Source organism: Chryseobacterium sp. P1-3 (assembly GCF_000738495.1).
GTDB classification, from domain to species: domain Bacteria; phylum Bacteroidota; class Bacteroidia; order Flavobacteriales; family Weeksellaceae; genus Chryseobacterium; species Chryseobacterium gallinarum.
Map to the genome: position 1 here is coordinate 462,993 of NZ_JPEQ01000007.1, position 18,634 is coordinate 481,626.

The 18,634-nt window shown below is 39.0% G+C and carries 21 protein-coding genes; 11 read left to right on the forward strand and 10 right to left on the reverse strand.

All coding sequences use genetic code 11. The features are described 5' to 3' along the window. Positions 1 to 3 precede the first annotated feature (3 nt). The 3 genes from HX13_RS10680 to HX13_RS10690 form a co-directional block, all read right to left on the reverse strand. Positions 4 to 585, reverse strand: a complete 582-nt coding sequence (locus HX13_RS10680) for a nucleosidase (protein WP_050021056.1) — start codon at positions 583 to 585, stop codon at positions 4 to 6. A gap of 141 nt (positions 586 to 726) precedes the next feature. After that, positions 727 to 1,428, reverse strand: coding sequence for a DsbA family protein (locus HX13_RS10685; RefSeq protein WP_050021057.1), 702 nt, complete (start codon positions 1,426 to 1,428; stop codon positions 727 to 729). A gap of 145 nt (positions 1,429 to 1,573) precedes the next feature. After that, complete coding sequence (locus tag HX13_RS10690; RefSeq protein WP_050021058.1) at positions 1,574 to 2,758, reverse strand: MFS transporter; 1,185 nt, start codon at positions 2,756 to 2,758, stop codon at positions 1,574 to 1,576. A 240-nt stretch (positions 2,759 to 2,998) separates the two neighbouring features. On the opposite strand from HX13_RS10690, the gene HX13_RS10695 reads away from it, so the two are divergent. Further along, complete coding sequence (locus tag HX13_RS10695) at positions 2,999 to 3,754, forward strand: NUDIX hydrolase (RefSeq protein ID WP_128572359.1); 756 nt, start codon at positions 2,999 to 3,001, stop codon at positions 3,752 to 3,754. An 83-nt stretch (positions 3,755 to 3,837) separates the two neighbouring features. Further along, a complete protein-coding gene (locus tag HX13_RS10700) occupies positions 3,838 to 4,569 on the forward strand; it encodes an MBL fold metallo-hydrolase (protein ID WP_050021059.1) in 732 nt (243 codons plus the stop codon). 23 nt (positions 4,570 to 4,592) lie between these two features. Here HX13_RS10700 and HX13_RS10705 read toward each other — a convergent pair whose 3' ends face one another. Further along, positions 4,593 to 5,222 (reverse strand): chloramphenicol acetyltransferase, encoded by a 630-nt coding sequence (locus HX13_RS10705; protein ID WP_050021060.1) that lies wholly within the window; start codon positions 5,220 to 5,222, stop codon positions 4,593 to 4,595. A gap of 194 nt (positions 5,223 to 5,416) precedes the next feature. Between HX13_RS10705 and HX13_RS10710 the strand changes: the two genes are divergently transcribed. The 8 genes from HX13_RS10710 to HX13_RS10740 all read left to right on the forward strand — a co-directional run bounded on the left by HX13_RS10710 (position 5,417) and on the right by HX13_RS10740 (position 13,237). Continuing rightward, positions 5,417 to 5,872, forward strand: a complete 456-nt coding sequence (locus tag HX13_RS10710; RefSeq protein WP_050021061.1) for a PPC domain-containing DNA-binding protein — start codon at positions 5,417 to 5,419, stop codon at positions 5,870 to 5,872. Between the two features lie 124 nt (positions 5,873 to 5,996). After that, complete coding sequence (locus HX13_RS10715) at positions 5,997 to 7,019, forward strand: ligase-associated DNA damage response exonuclease (RefSeq protein WP_050021062.1); 1,023 nt, start codon at positions 5,997 to 5,999, stop codon at positions 7,017 to 7,019. Next, positions 7,016 to 8,596, forward strand: coding sequence for an ATP-dependent DNA ligase (locus HX13_RS10720; RefSeq protein ID WP_050021063.1), 1,581 nt, complete (start codon positions 7,016 to 7,018; stop codon positions 8,594 to 8,596). The genes HX13_RS10715 and HX13_RS10720 overlap by 4 nt, the downstream gene beginning before the upstream one ends. A gap of 1 nt (position 8,597) precedes the next feature. Continuing rightward, a complete protein-coding gene (locus HX13_RS10725) occupies positions 8,598 to 11,030 on the forward strand; it encodes a ligase-associated DNA damage response DEXH box helicase (RefSeq protein WP_082129223.1) in 2,433 nt (810 codons plus the stop codon). Between the two features lie 120 nt (positions 11,031 to 11,150). Beyond that, positions 11,151 to 11,357, forward strand: coding sequence for a histidine phosphatase family protein (locus HX13_RS26010; protein ID WP_316931288.1), 207 nt, complete (start codon positions 11,151 to 11,153; stop codon positions 11,355 to 11,357). After that, positions 11,284 to 11,754, forward strand: coding sequence for a 2,3-bisphosphoglycerate-dependent phosphoglycerate mutase (locus HX13_RS10730; RefSeq protein WP_316931289.1), 471 nt, complete (start codon positions 11,284 to 11,286; stop codon positions 11,752 to 11,754). Before HX13_RS26010 ends, HX13_RS10730 begins: the two co-directional genes overlap by 74 nt. A gap of 46 nt (positions 11,755 to 11,800) precedes the next feature. Further along, on the forward strand, positions 11,801 to 12,445 hold the full coding sequence (gene pdeM, locus HX13_RS10735; RefSeq protein WP_157837433.1) for a ligase-associated DNA damage response endonuclease PdeM: 645 nt from the start codon (positions 11,801 to 11,803) through the stop codon (positions 12,443 to 12,445). Between the two features lie 285 nt (positions 12,446 to 12,730). Then, on the forward strand, positions 12,731 to 13,237 hold the full coding sequence (locus HX13_RS10740; protein ID WP_050021065.1) for a pyridoxamine 5'-phosphate oxidase family protein: 507 nt from the start codon (positions 12,731 to 12,733) through the stop codon (positions 13,235 to 13,237). Between the two features lie 187 nt (positions 13,238 to 13,424). On the opposite strand, the gene HX13_RS10745 is transcribed toward HX13_RS10740, so the two are convergent. Next, positions 13,425 to 14,504 carry an Atu1372/SO_1960 family protein gene (locus HX13_RS10745; protein ID WP_410493120.1) on the reverse strand — a complete coding sequence of 360 codons (1,080 nt, stop codon included), beginning with the start codon at positions 14,502 to 14,504 and terminating at the stop codon, positions 13,425 to 13,427. Positions 14,505 to 14,643: 139 nt separating this feature from the next. Between HX13_RS10745 and HX13_RS10750 the strand changes: the two genes are divergently transcribed. Further along, positions 14,644 to 15,462, forward strand: a complete 819-nt coding sequence (locus HX13_RS10750) for a helix-turn-helix domain-containing protein (protein ID WP_050021067.1) — start codon at positions 14,644 to 14,646, stop codon at positions 15,460 to 15,462. On the opposite strand, the gene HX13_RS24065 is transcribed toward HX13_RS10750, so the two are convergent. The 5 genes from HX13_RS24065 to HX13_RS10765 are packed head-to-tail and all read right to left on the reverse strand — an operon-like array spanning position 15,444 to position 18,617. Then, positions 15,444 to 15,806 (reverse strand): DUF6766 family protein, encoded by a 363-nt coding sequence (locus HX13_RS24065; RefSeq protein ID WP_238555236.1) that lies wholly within the window; start codon positions 15,804 to 15,806, stop codon positions 15,444 to 15,446. The two genes, HX13_RS10750 and HX13_RS24065, sit on opposite strands and share 19 nt — an antisense overlap. Then, on the reverse strand, positions 15,775 to 16,101 hold the full coding sequence (locus tag HX13_RS24070; protein ID WP_238555237.1) for a DUF6766 family protein: 327 nt from the start codon (positions 16,099 to 16,101) through the stop codon (positions 15,775 to 15,777). The genes HX13_RS24065 and HX13_RS24070 overlap by 32 nt, the downstream gene beginning before the upstream one ends. A 30-nt stretch (positions 16,102 to 16,131) precedes the next feature. Next, complete coding sequence (locus tag HX13_RS10760) at positions 16,132 to 17,661, reverse strand: FAD-dependent oxidoreductase (RefSeq protein WP_050021068.1); 1,530 nt, start codon at positions 17,659 to 17,661, stop codon at positions 16,132 to 16,134. 27 nt (positions 17,662 to 17,688) lie between these two features. Further along, positions 17,689 to 17,847, reverse strand: a complete 159-nt coding sequence (locus HX13_RS22505; protein WP_156173320.1) for a hypothetical protein — start codon at positions 17,845 to 17,847, stop codon at positions 17,689 to 17,691. A 23-nt stretch (positions 17,848 to 17,870) separates the two neighbouring features. Continuing rightward, the gene (locus HX13_RS10765; RefSeq protein WP_050021069.1) at positions 17,871 to 18,617 is read right to left on the reverse strand and encodes an SDR family oxidoreductase; all 747 of its coding nucleotides are present in this window, start codon (positions 18,615 to 18,617) and stop codon (positions 17,871 to 17,873) included. Between the last annotated feature and the right edge of the window lie 17 nt (positions 18,618 to 18,634).

Sequence of the window (18,634 nt, forward strand, 5' to 3'; positions counted from 1 at the left end):
TTTTTATGAAAATAAAATGGTTTTAAATGCTTCAGAAGCCAAATGTACCTGAACGCTCCAGTCATCTGCGGCATCATTTCCTGCATCGTCGGAGATATATTTCAGGCACAGAAACGGAATATTTTCTTTCCGGGCAATAAGTGCTAAAGGGTATGCTTCCATATCTACGATATTGTAATCCGTTTCGGAATGATTCATTTCAAAACTGTCCCCACTTCCACAAATCCCTTCTTTCAGCTTGTCCATTTTGAGGCCATATTCCAGAACAGGCGGAATTCCGGATAAGGGCGTTTCATACATTTTAAATCCCAGCCCTCTGACATCCATATCCCTCTGAATAAATTTTGTGCAGCATACAACTTCTCCTTTACGAAATTCTTTACTGCCTGCCGAACCTAAATTGATAATTAACTTAGGCTTTCTCTGATGAATTTCTTTGGTTAATTCTATCGCAGCATTTACTTTTCCGATACCTGTTATCAATTTATTTTTCCCGTCAAATACAGTTCCTGCCTCCGAATCCAGGGCAAATACAAAAAGAGTATCTGAAACCGGGAACTGAAGTTCTTCATTAATCTTTATCATTGAAAAATTAGATTTATATAGCTTGTTTAGTGTATAACAAAGATATAACAGTTTCCTGTAATATTTTGCCCTATACTGAAAATACTCCTGTTGTCAAAAAAAATAAAAACCCCAAATAATCAAGATATCCGGGGTTTTATATTAAATGCTGCAGCCGTCAGCGTCGCATGAGGCACCACTGCCACCGGACAAATCTTTAAAAGGACTTACAGTTTCTTTATAGGTCTGTTCGAGAGCCTCTTTAAATACTTCTACCGGTTGTGCCCCCGAAACCGCATATTTCCCGTTCAATACAAAAAAAGGCACTCCGGAAATACCGTTATTCCTGGCTTCCTGAATATCCTGATGCACTTCATAATCTAATTCCTCTGAAGAAACTACCTTTCGGGCTTCCTCTTTGTCAATTCCAAGATTTTCAGCAAGAGCAACCAGGACATCCGTATCTCCCACGTTTTTACCATCGATGAAATGAGCAATAAACAATGCTTCTTCCATTTCATTCGATAAATTGTACTTTTTAGCCAGATGAAGCAGTCTGTGAGCGCTGAACGTATTCGTGATTAATGCTTTCTCAAAATTAAAATCAATTCCCGCTCCTTTCCCCATTTGAGCCACCTGACTGATCATCTGACTGGCCTGAGCTTCGGGAAATCCTTTTTTTTCTTTAAAGTATTGAATCGTGTTTTGCGTTTTTTCAGGATCTAAACCTGGGTCCAGCTGAAAACTCTTCCACTCTACTTCCACAGCCTCTTTGAAAGGAAGCTGCTGTAAGGCCTGTTCAAAATTATTTTTTCCTATATAACAAAACGGACACATGATGTCCGACCAGATTTCTATTTTCATAATTGAATATTGTATTAACGAATTTACCCTGCAAATTTAGTGCATTTTATTTAATGTAACAAATTTTATTACAATTAAGTATCTCACCTATTTTACTTCGTTTTGTTATGATTTTTTACCTATTTATATGCAAAAATCAAGGCCATTATGCTTTGTTTACCTTGTTACAGAACACGATGTGTGCAATAAGCCCCAATACCCCGAAAGTTGCCCCTATAAAACATACTCCTGGCCATTGTGCCTTTTGCCATGCAATAGAAGCCAGCCAGGTCCCCAGTGAACCTCCAATAAAATAAGAAACCATATACACCGTATTCAACCTGTTGACAGCATTGGATTTAATCAGGAAATAATTGGTTTGATTCATAATATGGCTTGACTGTACCCCGAGATCCACAAGGATAACTCCTACAATAAGTCCCCAATAGGTTTCTCCTGCAAAATAAGTAAAGCCCCAGCTCCCTATCACAATCAATAAAGAATACAAGATAATCCTGTTAAGGTCTAAATATTTCTGAAGTGCCCCCACTTTTGCCGCTGCCAATGCCCCCACAGCTCCTGCCAGTCCAAAACTTCCGACTACGGAAGATCCTGCGTTAAACGGTGGCTTCTCCATATGAAATACCAATGTCGTAAATAAAGCACACATGGATCCGAAAGCCATAGCCCCACGGAAAGATGCCAGTTGAAGAATAGGCTGCGTCCTGGCAAGATGAATCACAGATTGCATTAATTCTCTGTAGGTTCCTTTGAAATTAGGGTGCAGCTCTGGTAGCATTTTATACACTGCCAGCCATACCAGGACCATGAGTCCTGCGGCAATACCAAACATAGCTCTCCATCCCCAGATTTCCCCTACTATCCCTCCTATGAAACGGGAAAGAAGAATCCCTAACAACAGTCCGGACATCACCAATCCGATATTGGAGGATTTCTCCTTATCTGTTGATAATTCGGCAGCAATGGGAACGAAGAGCTGTGGAATAACAGAAGTAGCTCCAATCAACAAGCTGGCAGCATACAGCATCCATAACTGATCGGCAAAAGTCATCCATAGCAGGGAACCGAAGACAAGAAACAGGTCTATCAGAATTAATTTCTTACGGAAAAATTTATCCCCGAGCGGTACAATCAGCAATAATCCCAGCGCGTACCCAATCTGCGTAAGTACGGAAATCCGGCTTGCCGCACTTTCAGAAACCTTAAGATCTTCGGAAATAAGAGCCAGTAAAGGCTGGTTGTAATAATTGTTTGCGACTACAAGTCCTGAAATAATGGCCATCAACCAGATTACAGTCCGGGAAATACCGTTGGAAGAATTCACCTGCATGTTACATTTAAAATTTTATTGGATAAAAGTATTTTGAATAGTTGATATCAATAAATCTCCTATTCAAAATCTACTGATTTTAAGGAATCAAAGGTAATCATTTTAACAAAAAATAACCGGCTGTAACACAAAATTAATGTCGGGCAACAAAATATCTTTTTCTTTACTACACCTCAATCAAGTATTTTTCAAATTGTTATTTCATTTTCTTTACATTTGTAATAACACAGTTTTTTATGAATGAAATGGATTCTAAAGAACAGATTCTCAAAAGATCTGTTGAAGCAAAAGAAATTTACCTCCCTCATATTTCTGCAGATCCGGTCGTTTTTTGGCTTTGATCAGAACGAACTGAAAGTGCTGCTGGCAAAAATGCATTACAGAAAACAATGGATGCTTCCGGGCGGCTATGTAAGAAAAGATGAAGACCTGGATGAAGCCGTTATCAGAATATTAAAATCCAGAACGGGAGTAACTAATGTTTTTCTTGAAGAATTTGGAATATTCGGAAAGAAAAACAGAAGTGAATATTACTTCGAAGATTTTGATGATACCTTGTTTCAGAAACAAAGATTTATTTCTGTGGGCTACTATGCCCTGTACAATTCCTCCGAAATCTATCCTGTTGCAGATGAAATCAGCGAAACCTGCGAATGGATTTATTTAAAACAGCTTCCGGAGATTGAGCTTGCCATGGATCACAGGGAAATAATCGAAAAGGCTTTGCTTACTTTACGTGAAAAGATTTCGTACAAACCCATTGGCTACAATCTTCTGCCCGAGAAGTTTACCTTTCCTGAACTGCAAAAATTATATGAAGCCATACTAGGTAAAAAACTCAATCGTGGAAACTTTTATAAAAAGATTAAAAATTCAGGAGTCCTGAGAAAACTTGATGAACAAAGACGGGGCGGTGCTCATAAGTCCCCTGATCTCTACTCTTTTGATCAGATCAATTATACCAAAGCCCTGGAAGATGGCCTGAATAGCTGGTAAACCTTTTGTCTGATTGTTTTTGTTGATCATTTATATTGATGAAAAATGGGTCGATTTTTAGAAATATTAAAGAAATTTGCAGCATGAAAATCATTCCACTCAAAGAAGGCAATTTCTCAACAAGCAAAACCAAAGATTTTACTCTTTTAACTGAAGAAAACTTTGAAACTGTTACAGGAATTAAAATGGCTGTACAGCCCTTCCTTATCATCACCAGAAACGATTATATTCTTTTGGACGCAGGCATTGGCTGGAAAAATAATGATGGAACTTCAGTGATCTCCGGAATTCTTGAAAAGGAAAAAATAAATCCGGACCGGATTACGAAGATCCTGTTCTCTCATCTGCATAAAGACCATATTGAAGGAGCCGTAAAAATTACGACTGATGGCTTTGAAGCTGCCTTTCCCAATGCAAAAATGTACATCCAGAGGAGAGAGCTGGACTTTGCCATGGAAAATAAAGGAAATCCTTCTTTTGATTTTGATATACTGGAAAAACTGGTTCAATTACCCAATGTTGTTTGGATGGAGAAAGATCAAGGGCAGATCACAGACGAAATATCCTATGAAGTGGCAGGAGGACATACGCCTTTCATGCAAGTTTTCTGGATCAGAGAAGACGGGGAAACCGTATTCTATGGGGCTGATGATCTTCCACAGGCCTCTTACTTAAAATACCATCTGGCGTATAAAACTGATTTTGACGGAAGAAAAGCAATGTCACTGAGGCTGCAGTGGGAAAAAGAAGCCAGGGAAAACCATTGGAAAATACTGCTTTATCATGATCTTGATAAAGCGATTATTGAATTTTAACAATAGAATTCAAATCTGGCTCATCATTCTCTGTTGAGCTCTTTCTGAAATGCCTCCACATATTTTGCGAGATGAATTCCGTCTGCCAACCCGTGGTGGGCTTCAATGGAAACCGGAAGATATTTCCTTCCATCCCGGATACTAAATTTTCCAAAGGATATTTTGGGTACGGATTCATTCGTGTTGAAATCAGTAGGATGGACAATAGCACTAAAGGAGTTCCAGGGAATTGTTGTATGCCTGATATGGTCTTTGCCCAATCTGTTGTTGCTTAACCTTAATCCCGTAGATGCGTGTACCTCCTGTATTTCTTTCTGCAAAGAAGTATTAAAAACTTCAAAGTCTGCCGAAAAATGGGTAAATGAAAAGCCAAATGTTCCATCCGGCCTTCCGATTGTACTTCCGGCATGAACGGTATCAAACTGAACTACCTGGCCATCCAGAATCCTAAGCTTTAATTCATCTACAGAATTAGCAGCCACCATGGACTTGTGAAAGTAATACGCAAAAAAGGAATATCCTTTTTCTTTGGCAATATCATAGGCCTTTGTACAATCTACTTCAGTTGTAAATCCAAAGTATGGGTTTGCCATACCGGAAAAAAATTCAAAGTGTTCTTTCCTGTTCCAGCTTTCAATGTCTACAATCTTCATTACTTCTTATTTGCTGCAAATTTCCGTAATTTTCATTAATTTCCGGTGTTCCGGTCATAGAAACTTTGTATTGACACAGTATTTTTTGTTTAAACCAGTAATAAAGCATAATTATTGCATGCATTTACCGGAGATTTCATCTGTAAATGTTTCGGTCTGTTTTACGGCTTATTTTTAACTATAAATCGTTCATCATGAATACACAAAACCTCAAAGGAAATAATTGGTCCGCAAGAAAAGTAGAATTTGCATATATCGTAAGTGTCAGAAATAAATCCAAAATCGTTGAGACATTAACGGATTTTATTAAAAATCAACATATTACAGCAGGTGAAGTAACAGGAATTGGTGCCGTAAGTGAAGCAACCTTAAGGTTTTTTAATCCTTCTACAAAAAATTATGTAGACAAAACTTTCAAAGAGCAAATGGAAGTGACCAATATTTCCGGAAATGTTTCCGAAATAGAAGGCAATCCACTGCTTCACTTGCATATTACCCTGGGACGAGAAGATTACACTGCCCTCGCAGGTCACCTTTTAGACGCTACAGTCCGGGGAGCAGCTGAATTTATTTTTTACCCGTTAAATACCAGAGTTATAAAAGTGAAAGATGAAGAAACCGGGATCAACCTCTATGATTTTGAAAAGTAATTCAGAAAAGTTCTTTATTTATAACGAATTGATCATCGCCGACTTTGTCTAAAATTTAAAAAAAATCAACAGTTTATCGTAATTTGGTGAAGTTTTTGAAGGCTAATTAAAACAAATCACACCATTGAAACTAATCACACTTACTAATAAAGGTATTTATTGTCCCCAAGGAAAATTCTATATAGACCCGTGGAGGCCTGTCGATATGGCAGTCATTACCCATGGCCACGCAGATCATGCCCGGTGGGGAATGAAAAAATACCTCTGCCACCATTTTACCAAGCCTATTCTGCATCAGAGAATTGGAACAGACATCCAATGCCAGAGTGTGGAATATGGTGAAATAATAATGGTAAACGGTGTTCAGCTTTCTCTTCATCCGGCGGGCCACATTATTGGTTCAGCACAAATAAGGCTTGAATACAAAGGATATATTACTGTGATTTCCGGAGACTATAAAGTTCAGCATGATGGATTGAGTACTCCTTTTGAACTGGTAAAATGCAATGAATTTGTTACGGAGAGTACTTTTGCTCTGCCTATCTATAACTGGCTGGAAGTTGAAGATCTCAACAAAAAACTCCAAAACTGGGTACTGAAAAACCGCGAGAACAATAAAACATCTGTGTTTATCGGCTATTCACTGGGAAAAGCCCAACGGATTATGAAAGCTGTAGAAGGATTGGGAAAAATATATGTTCATCAATCCATCGGAAAGCTCAATGAAGCTTTTGAAACAGTGGGCATTGATCTCCCGGATTATACCGTCGCTGACTTTAAAGAACGTCCAAAGGAAATGGAACATGAAATTGTAATAGTTCCTCCTGCTTTGCTGGACAGTAATATTATCAAAAAAATTCCGGATCATGCAACGGCAATATGTTCCGGCTGGATGCAGGTACGGGGTGCCCGGAGATGGCGGAGTGCAGATGCCGGTTTTGCCATGAGTGATCATGCAGATTGGAAAGGGCTCCTGGAGACTGTAAAAGCAACAGAAGCTGAAATAGTACATGTTACTCATGGTCAGACTGAAATATTTTCAAAATACCTGAACGAAATCGGAGTGAATGCAGATGTAGTAGAAACGCTATTTGGTGAGGATGAAGAAGAATCAGAAAAAGAAATCATTGAAAACCCTGAATCATGAAACATTTTGCAGAGCTTATCAATGCCCTGGAGACTACCAATAGAACGAACGCCAAAATTGAGGCTATTATTGATTATCTGGAACGGGCTCCGGATGAAGATAAAGTCTGGTTTATCGCTCTTTTTACAGGAAAAAGACCTAAGAGGAATGTAGGTACCAACTCTATGAAAGAATGGGCACTTGAAATCACAAAACTCCCGTTCTGGCTGTTTCAGGAAAGTTATTCTTCTGTAGGAGATCTTGGAGAGACCTTGTCACTCATCCTCCCTCCACCACAGGAAAAAATTGAATATACCCTTGCACAATGGATGAATGCTATTGTTGATTTAAAAAATAAAGCTGAAATTCAGAAAAAAGAGTTTGTATTGAAATCGTGGAACGGTTTGGATTATACAGAGCGTCTGATCTTTAATAAACTTATAGGCGGCAGCTTTCGTATCGGGGTATCAGCAAAGACATTAATCAATGCCCTTACAAAATTTTCAGGACAGGAATCCAGCACCCTGATGCACAGCCTGATGGGAAAATGGCAACCCGGTGAAGTGTCTTTTAATGATCTCATTTCAGCAGAAAATATCAATCCGGATAATTCTAAGCCCTATCCTTTCTGCCTGGCATACCCGTTGGAAAAAGAGCTTAAAGACCTTGGTGAGCCTGATAAATGGCAAGCCGAATATAAGTGGGACGGGATACGTGGGCAGATTATCAGGAGGAATGATGAAGTCTTTATCTGGTCACGGGGTGAAGAACTGGTAACGGAACAGTTCCCTGAAATTAAAGAGGCTGTAAGTGCAATGAAAAGCGATTTTGTTTTAGATGGAGAAATACTTGCAGTAAAAGACAATATCATATTGAATTTTAGTGATTTACAAAAAAGATTAAACAGAAAAACTTTAAGTAAGAAAATGCTTGCTGAAATTCCGGCTGAGGTATTTGTTTATGATCTTCTGGAACTTGAAGGACATGACCTGAGGGAGAAACCGGTTTCTGCAAGAAGAGCGATGCTTGAAGAGCTGCTATTAAATGAAGCTCCTAAAAATATAAAACTTTCCCGGAATATTAATTTTGAAAAGTGGGATGATCTTCATCAGATCAGGGAAAGCTCCAGGGAAATCAATAGTGAAGGACTCATGCTGAAACAAAAAAATTCCCCGTACCATTCCGGCAGGAAAAAGGGTGACTGGTGGAAATGGAAAGTCAATCCGTTTACCATTGATGCTGTTTTAATCTATGCCCAGAAAGGAAGCGGCAGACGAAGTGCTTACTATACGGATTATACTTTTGCAGTCAAAAACGGAGATGCTCTGGTGACTATTGCAAAAGCCTATTCCGGACTGACAGATAAAGAAATTATGGAAGTGAGCCGGTTTGTTACTAAAAATGCACTGGAAAAGTTTGGCCCTGTACGAACCGTAAAAGCAGAACTTGTTTTTGAAATTGCTTTTGAAGGAATCGCTTTAAGCAACCGTCATAAAAGTGGTGTGGCCCTGCGGTTTCCCAGGATTGTCCGCTGGCGGAAAGACAAAACAGTTAATGATATTGACAACCTTGAAGAAATCAAAAAATTAATCTCATAATTTGACAGCTTTTGAACATACGAACGGGTTTGCAATCATTCAGCAATGGATGGCGGATAAAGGTATGTCTCCTTTCAGATTTCAGGTAGATACGTGGCAGAAATTCGGAAAAGGATACAGCGGAATGGTCATTGCTCCTACAGGTTTCGGAAAAACCTTCTCGGTCTTTTTAGCGTTGATTTCGGATTTCCTGAATCATCCTGAAGAGTATAAAAAGGGCCTGAAAATGATCTGGATCACTCCACTCCGTTCTCTTTCCAAAGATATTGCCAAAGCCATGCAGGAAGCTATCGATGAAATCGGGCTGGACTGGGCTGTAGGAGTACGAAATGGCGATACTGATCCAAAAGTGAGACAGCAGCAGGTTAGAAAAATGCCTGAAATCCTGGTGGTAACTCCCGAAAGCCTTCATCTTCTCCTGGCACAAAAGAACCATGAATCATTTTTCAGGAATATGAAATGTATTGTTGTTGACGAATGGCATGAATTACTGGGTTCAAAGCGAGGCGTAATGGTAGAATTGGGGATATCACAACTTAGAAAATACGTCCCCGGATTAAAAATATGGGGAATTACGGCAACAATCGGAAATCTTGACGAGGCTATGGAGGTATTAATTCCTTACCCTGTCAAAAAGACAAAAATTACGGCTAAAGAACATAAGAAAATCGATATTATTCCTGTTTTTCCCGATGAAGTTGAACTTTTACCCTGGGCAGGACATCTCGGCCACAAACTGGCAGACAAAGTCGTTCCGATCATCCTGGAATCAAAATCTACCATTGTTTTTACCAATACCAGAAGCCAAAGTGAGATGTGGTATCAGCTGCTTTTGGATGCTTATCCTGACTTTGCAGGCCAGATAGCTATTCATCATAGCTCTATAGACGCGCATTTACGGATCTGGATTGAAGAAAATTTAAGCTCCGGAAAACTAAAGGCTGTTGTTTCCACTTCGTCATTAGATTTAGGAATAGATTTCAAGCCTGTTGATACTGTCATTCAGATCGGATCGGCTAAAGGGGTAGCCAGATTTCTTCAACGGGCAGGACGGAGCGGGCACTCCCCTTTTGAAACATCCAAAATTTATTGCGTTCCTACCCATTCCCTGGAACTGATTGAGGTATCAGCTCTAAAAGAAGCCGTAAAGAAAAAAGTGGTAGAACCCAGGGAACCACAGGTTTTATGCTTTGATGTATTGGTTCAGTTCCTTATGACGTTAGCCGTTGGAGATGGCTTCTACCCTGATGAAACTTTTACAAGGATCAAAAATACGTTTGCATTCCGGGAAATTCTTGATGAAGAATGGAAAAGTATCCTGGAATTCCTTACCATTGGTGGAAATGTTCTGAAAAACTATGAGGAATTCCATAAAATTGTCATTATGGATGATGGGTTGTATAAAGTGACTTCCCGGAAAATTGCGATGCTTCACCGGATGAATATGGGAGTGATTGTAAGCGATGCCATGCTGAAGGTAAAGTTTATTTCGGGAGGTTACATAGGAATGATCGAGGAATATTTTATTTCCAAATTAAAAAAAGAAGAAAAATTCATCCTTGCGGGGCGCACTCTTGAAGTGGCCATGATTAAAGATATGACGGTTTATGTAAGGTCAGCAAAGGGAAAAGCACTCGTACCAAGTTACCTGGGAGGAAGATTACCTTTAAGCTCGGATCTCGGGCATTTTTTAAGAGAGAAGCTTTCCCATGCTTTAAATCCGAAAGCTTCAGAAAAAGAGCTAAAATTTTTGCATCCGTTGCTTGTTAACCAGGAAGAAAATTCACACATTCCTAAAGAAGATGAATTTCTGGTAGAGTTGATCAGAAACCGCGAAGGTTATCATTTATTCATGTATCCTTTTGAGGGCCGTTTAGTGCATGAAGTTATGGCAGCATTAATTGCTTACCGGATCTCAAAACTCGCTCCCATTTCGTTTTCAATGGCGATGAATGATTATGGATTTGAATTGTTCAGTGATAAAGAAATTCCTTTGACAGAAGAAAATCTCCAGCAGATTCTGACCAGGGATCATTTAATGACCGATGTGATTGCCAGCATTAATTCTGCAGAAATGGCCAGGAGAAAATTCAGGGATATTGCCATAATTTCCGGAATGGTCATTCAAAATTATGCAGGACAGCAGCGCTCCAATAAATCTTTACAAAGCTCCGCAGGGTTGATCTTTAAAGTATTGGAGGATTATGATCCGGGGCATTTTCTCATTAAGCAGGCCTATACAGAAGTCTTCAATATGCAGCTTCAGGAACAACGTTTAGTAGAAGCATTCAAAAGAATTGAAAAGTCTCAGATTGTTTTAAAACATTCCCGTTCCTTTACTCCTTTAAGTTTTCCTATAAAGGTAGACAGTCTCAGGCAAACCCTTTCCAGTGAAGGATTGGATGCAAGAATTAAACGGATGCTGAAACTGTGATGAACCCAGCCTCCAAAGCTACACAAATCTCATGTTTTTTATCAATAATTTGCTTGATCTGGTTAAATAATCGCCGTAACTTAGTTTGAAATAACACCTACCATTAACAAAGGTAAAACAATGGAAAAATTATTCCTTGTCCGTCACGGACAGTCACTCTGGAATCTGGAAAACCGGTTTACAGGATGGCATGATATCGATATTACTGAAACAGGAATTGAAGAAGCCAGAAAAGCAGGAATTGCTTTAAAAGGTGAAAAAAATAGATATTGCTTTCACTTCCGTATTAATCAGGGCGCAGCATACTTTGTCCGTTATCCTGGATGAAATAGGACATCCTGATATTCCGGTGATCAGGGATAAGGCATTAAACGAACGCTCATATGGCAGTCTGGAAGGACTCAACAAAGCTGAAACAGCACAGAAATACGGGGATGAGCAGGTATATATCTGGCGCAGATCATATGATGTGATTCCTCCGGGAGGTGAAAGCCTTAAAGACACCTACAACCGGGTAGTTCCTTATTTTGAAAGAGAAATCGTACCTTTACTGAAACAAGGAAAAAATGTATTGATCGTAGCCCATGGCAACAGTCTCCGTGCATTGATCATGTATCTTGAACATTTATCCCCTGAAGAAATTCTGAAAAGAGAAATAGCCACAGGAATTCCGCTCACCTATCTGTTTGATGAAAATTTTCATATAAGCAGAAGTGTCAATTAATTTTAAAAAAAGTCCTGATTTACAACCTTTAACTAAACGATCAACAGTGTATATTGTAACCAAAGAAATCTCCGTTCAGCAGAATGTTTTTATTTTAACCAATCAGCGTGCTGTATTTTGGGAAAAAGAAAAAGCTTTGATTCTTTCTGACCTTCATATCGGAAAGACAGCCCATTTCAGAAAAAACGGAATTGCACTAGCCAATCATATCATGAAAAGCGATCTGGAAAGATTGTCCGTACTTATCGAATATTTTCAACCCCAAAAATTTATCGTAGTTGGTGACCTTCTTCATGCCGGGGACAATTCTGATGTAGATGAATTCTGTGCCTGGAGAAATCAATATCCTGACCTTAAACTTTATCTCGTGGAAGGAAATCATGACAGGCTCACTGATTCCCTGGAAAAGAAGCTTTGTCTGAACCATAAAACCACCTCTTTACATCTGGATGAGTTTCATTTTATCCATCATTTTGATCCTGCACAATCGGGATTTCAGATAACAGGACATATCCATCCCGGGATTATTCTGCCATCTTCCGTAAAAAACATCAGGCTTCCCTGTTTTGTGCTAAGTTCCAACCAATTATTGCTGCCTGCTTTCAGCGAATTTACAGGATTGGATACGAAGAATATTCCTCAAAAGGGTAAGTATTTTGTTTTCACAGACTCGGAAATCTACGAAATTTAATATTAAAGCTGACTTTATTTTTCATTCAGCCAGGCAACTGATGCTCCTGTCCTTATAATATTTCTGTACAGTTCAGGTTTCTGACTTTAGAGTTGTGAATGTTTACATTGCCCTTATCAAAAGCCATAGCTTTTAATTTTAAGAAAAATTTAAATAATAACACTTTGCTTTTATCTTCTTTTGGTCAGGTATTTGAATGTTTTAATGGAAATTATTTAGTGCTATTCAATATAGCGGTTTTATAATTTTCTTTTATTCATTCTACAATCACTAAAATATTATATTATGTCAACACAAAATCTCACCCATCTGGAAGCGATCAGAAAGATCAAAGAATTGTCGGAAAATGCAAGGATATGTATGTTCTGTACAGAACTTGGAACCATTCCTGTCAATGCAAGACCAATGACCTTACAGGAAACTGATGACAGCGGTAATTTATGGTTTATCAGCAGCGGCACAAGCAACAAAAATTTTGAAATAAAAGAAGACCGCAGGGTACAGTTGTTTTTCATGAACAATAGCGATTCCCAATATCTGTCAGTGTACGGGGAAGCTTCTGTTTACAAAGATAAGGCAACGATAGAGGAAAAATGGTCTCCATTGGCAAAAGCATGGTTTGATGGAAAAGACGATCCCAATGTTACCATTATCCGGGTGGAGCCTAAAGAAACCTATTACTGGGATACCAAAGCTGGAAAACTTGTCAGCCTGTTTAACTTTATAACATCTGCTATTACCGGGAATAAAACTGATAATTCAGATGGTGTGGAGGGTAATGCGTTAATATAAAAACAAAGAGGTTGTCTCAAAAGGTAAACTAATACTCTGAAAATCTTCTGCCTGACAAATTTTGTCAGGCAGGAATCCTGAAGAATGAATACTTGAGATAGCCTCTTTTTCAGTTTTATGCATATATAACCTGCGAAAGCCTTGCATTTAGACTCAATGTTAAATCATATTTAATTTATTCTATACCTTACTCCACTTCAAAAATAGCCTGAATCTCAACAGAAGAATTGACAGGAATAGAAGAAGCTCCCAAAGTGGCTCTTGCATGCTTTCCTTTTTCTCCAAAGATTTCAACTGTGAGATCAGACGCCACATTCATAAGGTTGGCATGTTGGGTATAGTCATCTTTTGTATTGAAAATCCCCGTTAACTGTACACACTGTTTTACTTTACCCAAATTACCCCCTACAGCTTCATTTAAAACGGATAAAACATTTAGCATAGTCACTTTCGTTGCCTCTTTCACTTGCTGTTCATTAACATCTACCCCTAACTTCCCGGCATTAAAGATTTTACCATCTTTTAAGGCTACCTGATTGATAAACACAAGATTTCCGGAACGTACAAACGGCTGATAATTTCCGGCAGGTTTGGGAACTTGGGGAAGAACAATGTTTTTTTGTTTTAAAACATCATTGAAGTTGACATGATGCTCATGAAGTACTGTTGTTTTTGGAGGATGTGTACCTTGTAAAGCCAATGTTACTTTAGCAAAATTTTTCCCTTGCAGCTCTGCCAGGTGCCTTTCTCCTTTTGTAGGTCTCTCGACATCTTTAAGCGACGCCATGCTGGTTACTCCCAGAACAGAATTTCCTTGTGGAATAGCTTTGTTGAGTTCTTCCGTTCCACGGATCCCATTGGATACCAAAACCATCCCGTGTACCGCGAGGGTGTTCCAGAACGCCTGAAGAGCCAGTTCTTTCCCGGCCCCGCTTCCTGCTGACATAAAAACTGTCGCAGGAACTCCTTCCAGGGCATGAGCTGTCCATAGCTGAACGGTTTTAGATAAAAATTCACTCATTCCCGTGCTGATATTTCCAAAATAAACCGGCGAACCAAAAGCAATTCCGTCATAGCCTGTGAGCTCATCCACAGTGGCCACCGGCAAATCTTTTAAGAGCGGGTTTTGTGAAGGCTTAACCAGCTTGATATAAGAAACTGCAGTATTTTCACTTTCAATTCCTTTGGCGATTTCCTTTGCCAATTCGTAAGTTCCTCCATTATCCGAGTGGATGAGGACCAATATTTTAGATTTATTTTGTGCCATAACTGAAATGTTAGTTAATAAAGTTAAAACAAAAAAAGAACATATTTTTTTCATTGGGAAATAAGAATAGGTTTATAATTAATCATTTTAAGGATACAAAATTAATATTGGCGTTTTTATTAAATTTGCCAAAAAACATATGCAAAACGACAATATCAAATGTGGACTAACCAGGAAAAACAACAGTTATTTTGTAGATACCATTCCCAAAGAAGCCTATGTATGGTGTGAAAAAAACTGGAGGCATGATGATAATGAACATATTCATGCCCGCTCGCAGCTTACTTTTGTAGAAGAGGGCTACCAGTATTTCCACATAGAGAATAAGATTCATCTTGTGCCCCAGCACCATGTTATCTGGATTCCGTCTGAAAAGGCTCATAAAATAACATCCGAAGCCCAGACGGTTGAGCTTATGGTCTTTTTATTCAAAACTGTTTTCCCGGAAGATTTTTATCAGGATGTACATGTTTTTGCAGCGCCTCCGGTTCTTAAAGAAATGCTGTTATATGCCTCGAAATGGAATAAAGTATTGGCTGAAAATGATGAACAGGATATTTTTTTCAGAGCGATATTGAGAAGCCTTCCCAATTTCTGCAAAGAAAGTAACGGACTGGAGATCCCTGTTCCTGCCGATAAGAGGCTAATCCCGGTTTGCCAGGACATCAGCTCTAATTTTAAATACCATTTAAATATCGATTCTTTGGCTGAAAAAGCACAAATGTCTGTAAGGAGCCTTCAGCGGATTTTTAAACATGAAACCGGAATTACTTTACAGAAGTATCTTCAGCTGACAAGAATTCTGAAAAGTATTGAGCTGATCGACACCCGGCAGTATACATTAAGCGAAATTGCTTATAAAGTGGGATATCAGAGCTTGTCTGCCTTTACAGCCTCTTATTTTGCCGTGATGAAAACAAAACCCAAAAATATAAAAAGTCAGGGAGTTTCATCATGAGGCATATCCACGGGTTTTGATTCCGGGGAGCCTTTTTCCCGGAGCCAGATTGACAAAATGACCAGGGATACAACCGCCAGAAATTCACTCTGCCAGTTCTGGAAAGATTCAAACCAGAATCTTGATTCTGAAATATACTGCATCATCGTTACCGGAGACTGCTTTTTCATCAGCTGCTCATTATTAAAATCTTTAAAACTTCCATAAAAATGCAGTGTAAAACTCATAAGAAAAAGAAGCCCAAAAGCCAGGGACAATGAGTGTTTATAAATGGCAAGCCATATTCCTCCTTTTTTTACCGGCCATGGGGCCTTAGGATGCGGGCGGGGTTCTTTTATCAACATCTTCTTCCTTTTCCAGGGATTTGGACTCGCTGGAACCTTTTTGTCTTAAAGAAACCGTTAACAGAACATATAACAGCATCTGCAGAAACTCACTTTCCCAATTCTCAAAAGTAGCCTGAATAAAATGTCCGCTATACAGGTATTCTCCTAACCGCAAAGGAGGCATACCGTTTTCAATAAGTTCTTTATTTTCTGTAGTCCACCCTGTAAAGAACTGTCCTGTAAGGGAAAGCATCATTAAAGCAAACAAAACCAGACTCAGGCTGTTGCGGTAAAAAAAACCAGGTTGTGACATTTTTCGTGATTTTTTGTTTGATAGACAGACTCATGATTTATTGCTCTGGTAAGGGAATATCTTCTCTAGTTTTTTAGTAGTAGGGCCTGTAAGTACTTTTCCGTTAACATTAAACCGGGAGCCATGACAAGGACAGTCCCAGCTTAATTCAGCACTGTTCCATCTTACTTCACAGCCTGCATGCGGACAGGTACTTCTCAGCAGATGGAGCATACCGTTATTTTCTTTATATAAGGCATAAGAGTTACCTTCATACCGTATTACTTTCGCTTCTCCCTCCCTCACTTCTGAAAAAGATTCAATCTTCTCTATAAAAGTCTTATCTTTTATAAAATCAAAAGCTACGGACGCATTTTCTTTTACAAATTCTGTAAATCCGGCCAGAGGTTTTATTCTTGAAGGATTGAATATTTTCTCATATTTACTTTCTCCGTTAATAATCAGATCATGAAAAATCTGCGAAGAAAGGGTTCCGAATATCATCCCGTTTCCCCTGAAACCTGTAGCCACATATATTTTTTCATCATTTCCCGGAAGCTTTCCAATGTAAGGAAATCCATCCACAGGTTCGTAATACTGACTTGACCAGCTGTAATACACCGTTTCAACATTAAAATACTCCCGGACATAATTCTCAAGCCTTGAAAAACATTCCCCGGTATCGTCAGAATGCCCCGTTTTATGATCTTCACCTCCTGCGATCAGTAATTTTTGTCCATCAACATCCTGTATTCTGTAATAGTGATAAGGATCTTCCAGATCATACCCCAATTCCCATGGATAGTTTTCATCTTTCAGAGTGAAAGCAATGGCATAACTTCTGTAGGGAGCATTGGTAAAATGCAGAACATTAACTCCAGGAGGAATATGGGTAGCATAAATCACATATTCTGCTTTAATTTCTCCTTTGGAAGTTGTTAGAATAATACTGTCATCTTTCTTCTCATGCGATTCACAGAAACACTCTTCCACAATGGAACCTCCTAATTGAATAAAGGCATCACATAATCCTTTAATATATTTGATGGGATGGAAGCTGCCCTGCCCCGGAATAACCACGGCTTCTTTAAAAGGAACAGGAAACGGGATTTCACTTACATACATCATTTCATGTCCTACCCGGGAAGCTCCTTCTACAATATCTTTCAATTGTTTTTCCTGTTTCTCATCCAAAGCAAAAAGATAGGCCGGTTTCCTGACAAAATCACATTGGATATTGTATTTCCGGATATTATCCTCAATAATATCAATGGCATCCTTTCCGGATTCTGCATATAGCTTGGCATTTTCTAAACCGAAACGGTTAATGGCTTGTGTAAAGGTAGTATCAAAAAAATCATTTAAATGGGCCGTTGTCCCGCCGGTTGTTCCGAATCCAATGTTGGCAGCTTCCAGAATAAGGCATTTTTTTCCGGATTCCTGAAGTTTCAAACCTGTGGATACCCCTGTAATCCCACCGCCTACTATCACGACATCAAACATCCGGTAAAGATCCGTTTCTGTCGACTTTTTTTTGATTTCCTCCTGCCATATGCTTTTTCTTGCTCCATCTCTGTACATGATCAAATAATTATAAGGTTAAACTTCTTATCGTATGCGTAAAGTATCATTTTCAGACTCCTTAGTCTTCCGGTTATTTTCTTCAGTCTCCGGTTTTTTTTCAGATTCATCTTCATCAAGGTTGCATCTGCAGGAAACAAAAGTGAATAAGCCCATAATACCTAAAATAAATGCTGTTGTTTTCATACTGAAGTATTTTAAAATTTTTATTATCCATTTACAATTAATCCCCCGTTAGGATGAATGACCTGCCCTGTAATCTGTACAGCGTCATCGCTTGCCAGAAATAAAAAGCTTGAGGCAATCTCTTCAGGAGTAGCGTTTCTTTCAAAAGGGGGCAGATTGGGATTTTCTTTTTTTTCATTGAATGTTTCTTCCGTAAGCGGGGTTGCCACAGGCCCCGGAGCTACAGCATTAATCCTGATGTTCTGAGGTTTTGCCTGTAAAGCCAACGAGCGCGTAAAAGCGACAATAGCGCCTTTTGTTGCTGAATAATCCAGCAGTTCAGGATGCCCCTGATAGGCAACCGCAGAAGTGGTATTAATTACACAGCTTCCTTCTTTCATATACTGGAAAACCACTTTCGTGAGTAAGATCATTCCTACAATATTGGAATCAAAGGTTTTCCGGATATTCTTTTCTTCCAGGTTTACAATATTATCTGATGGAAACTGAACGCCTGCATTATTGACAAGAATATCAATTTTCCCTAATTCCGAAACTACATCCTTAGCCGTCTTTTCGCAAAATTCGTAATCATTAATATCTCCTTGAAAAAGGATGCACTTTCTGCCCAGGTTTTCAATTTCAGCTTTCGTTTTTTCAGCATCATCATCACTGCTATGATATATAATAGCAATATCGGCTCCTTCTAATGCGAAAAGCAGTGCTACCGCTCTCCCGATTCCGCTGTCAGCACCGGTAATCAGTGCTGATTTGTTTTCTAATTTTCCCATGTGTATTCTTTTTTACA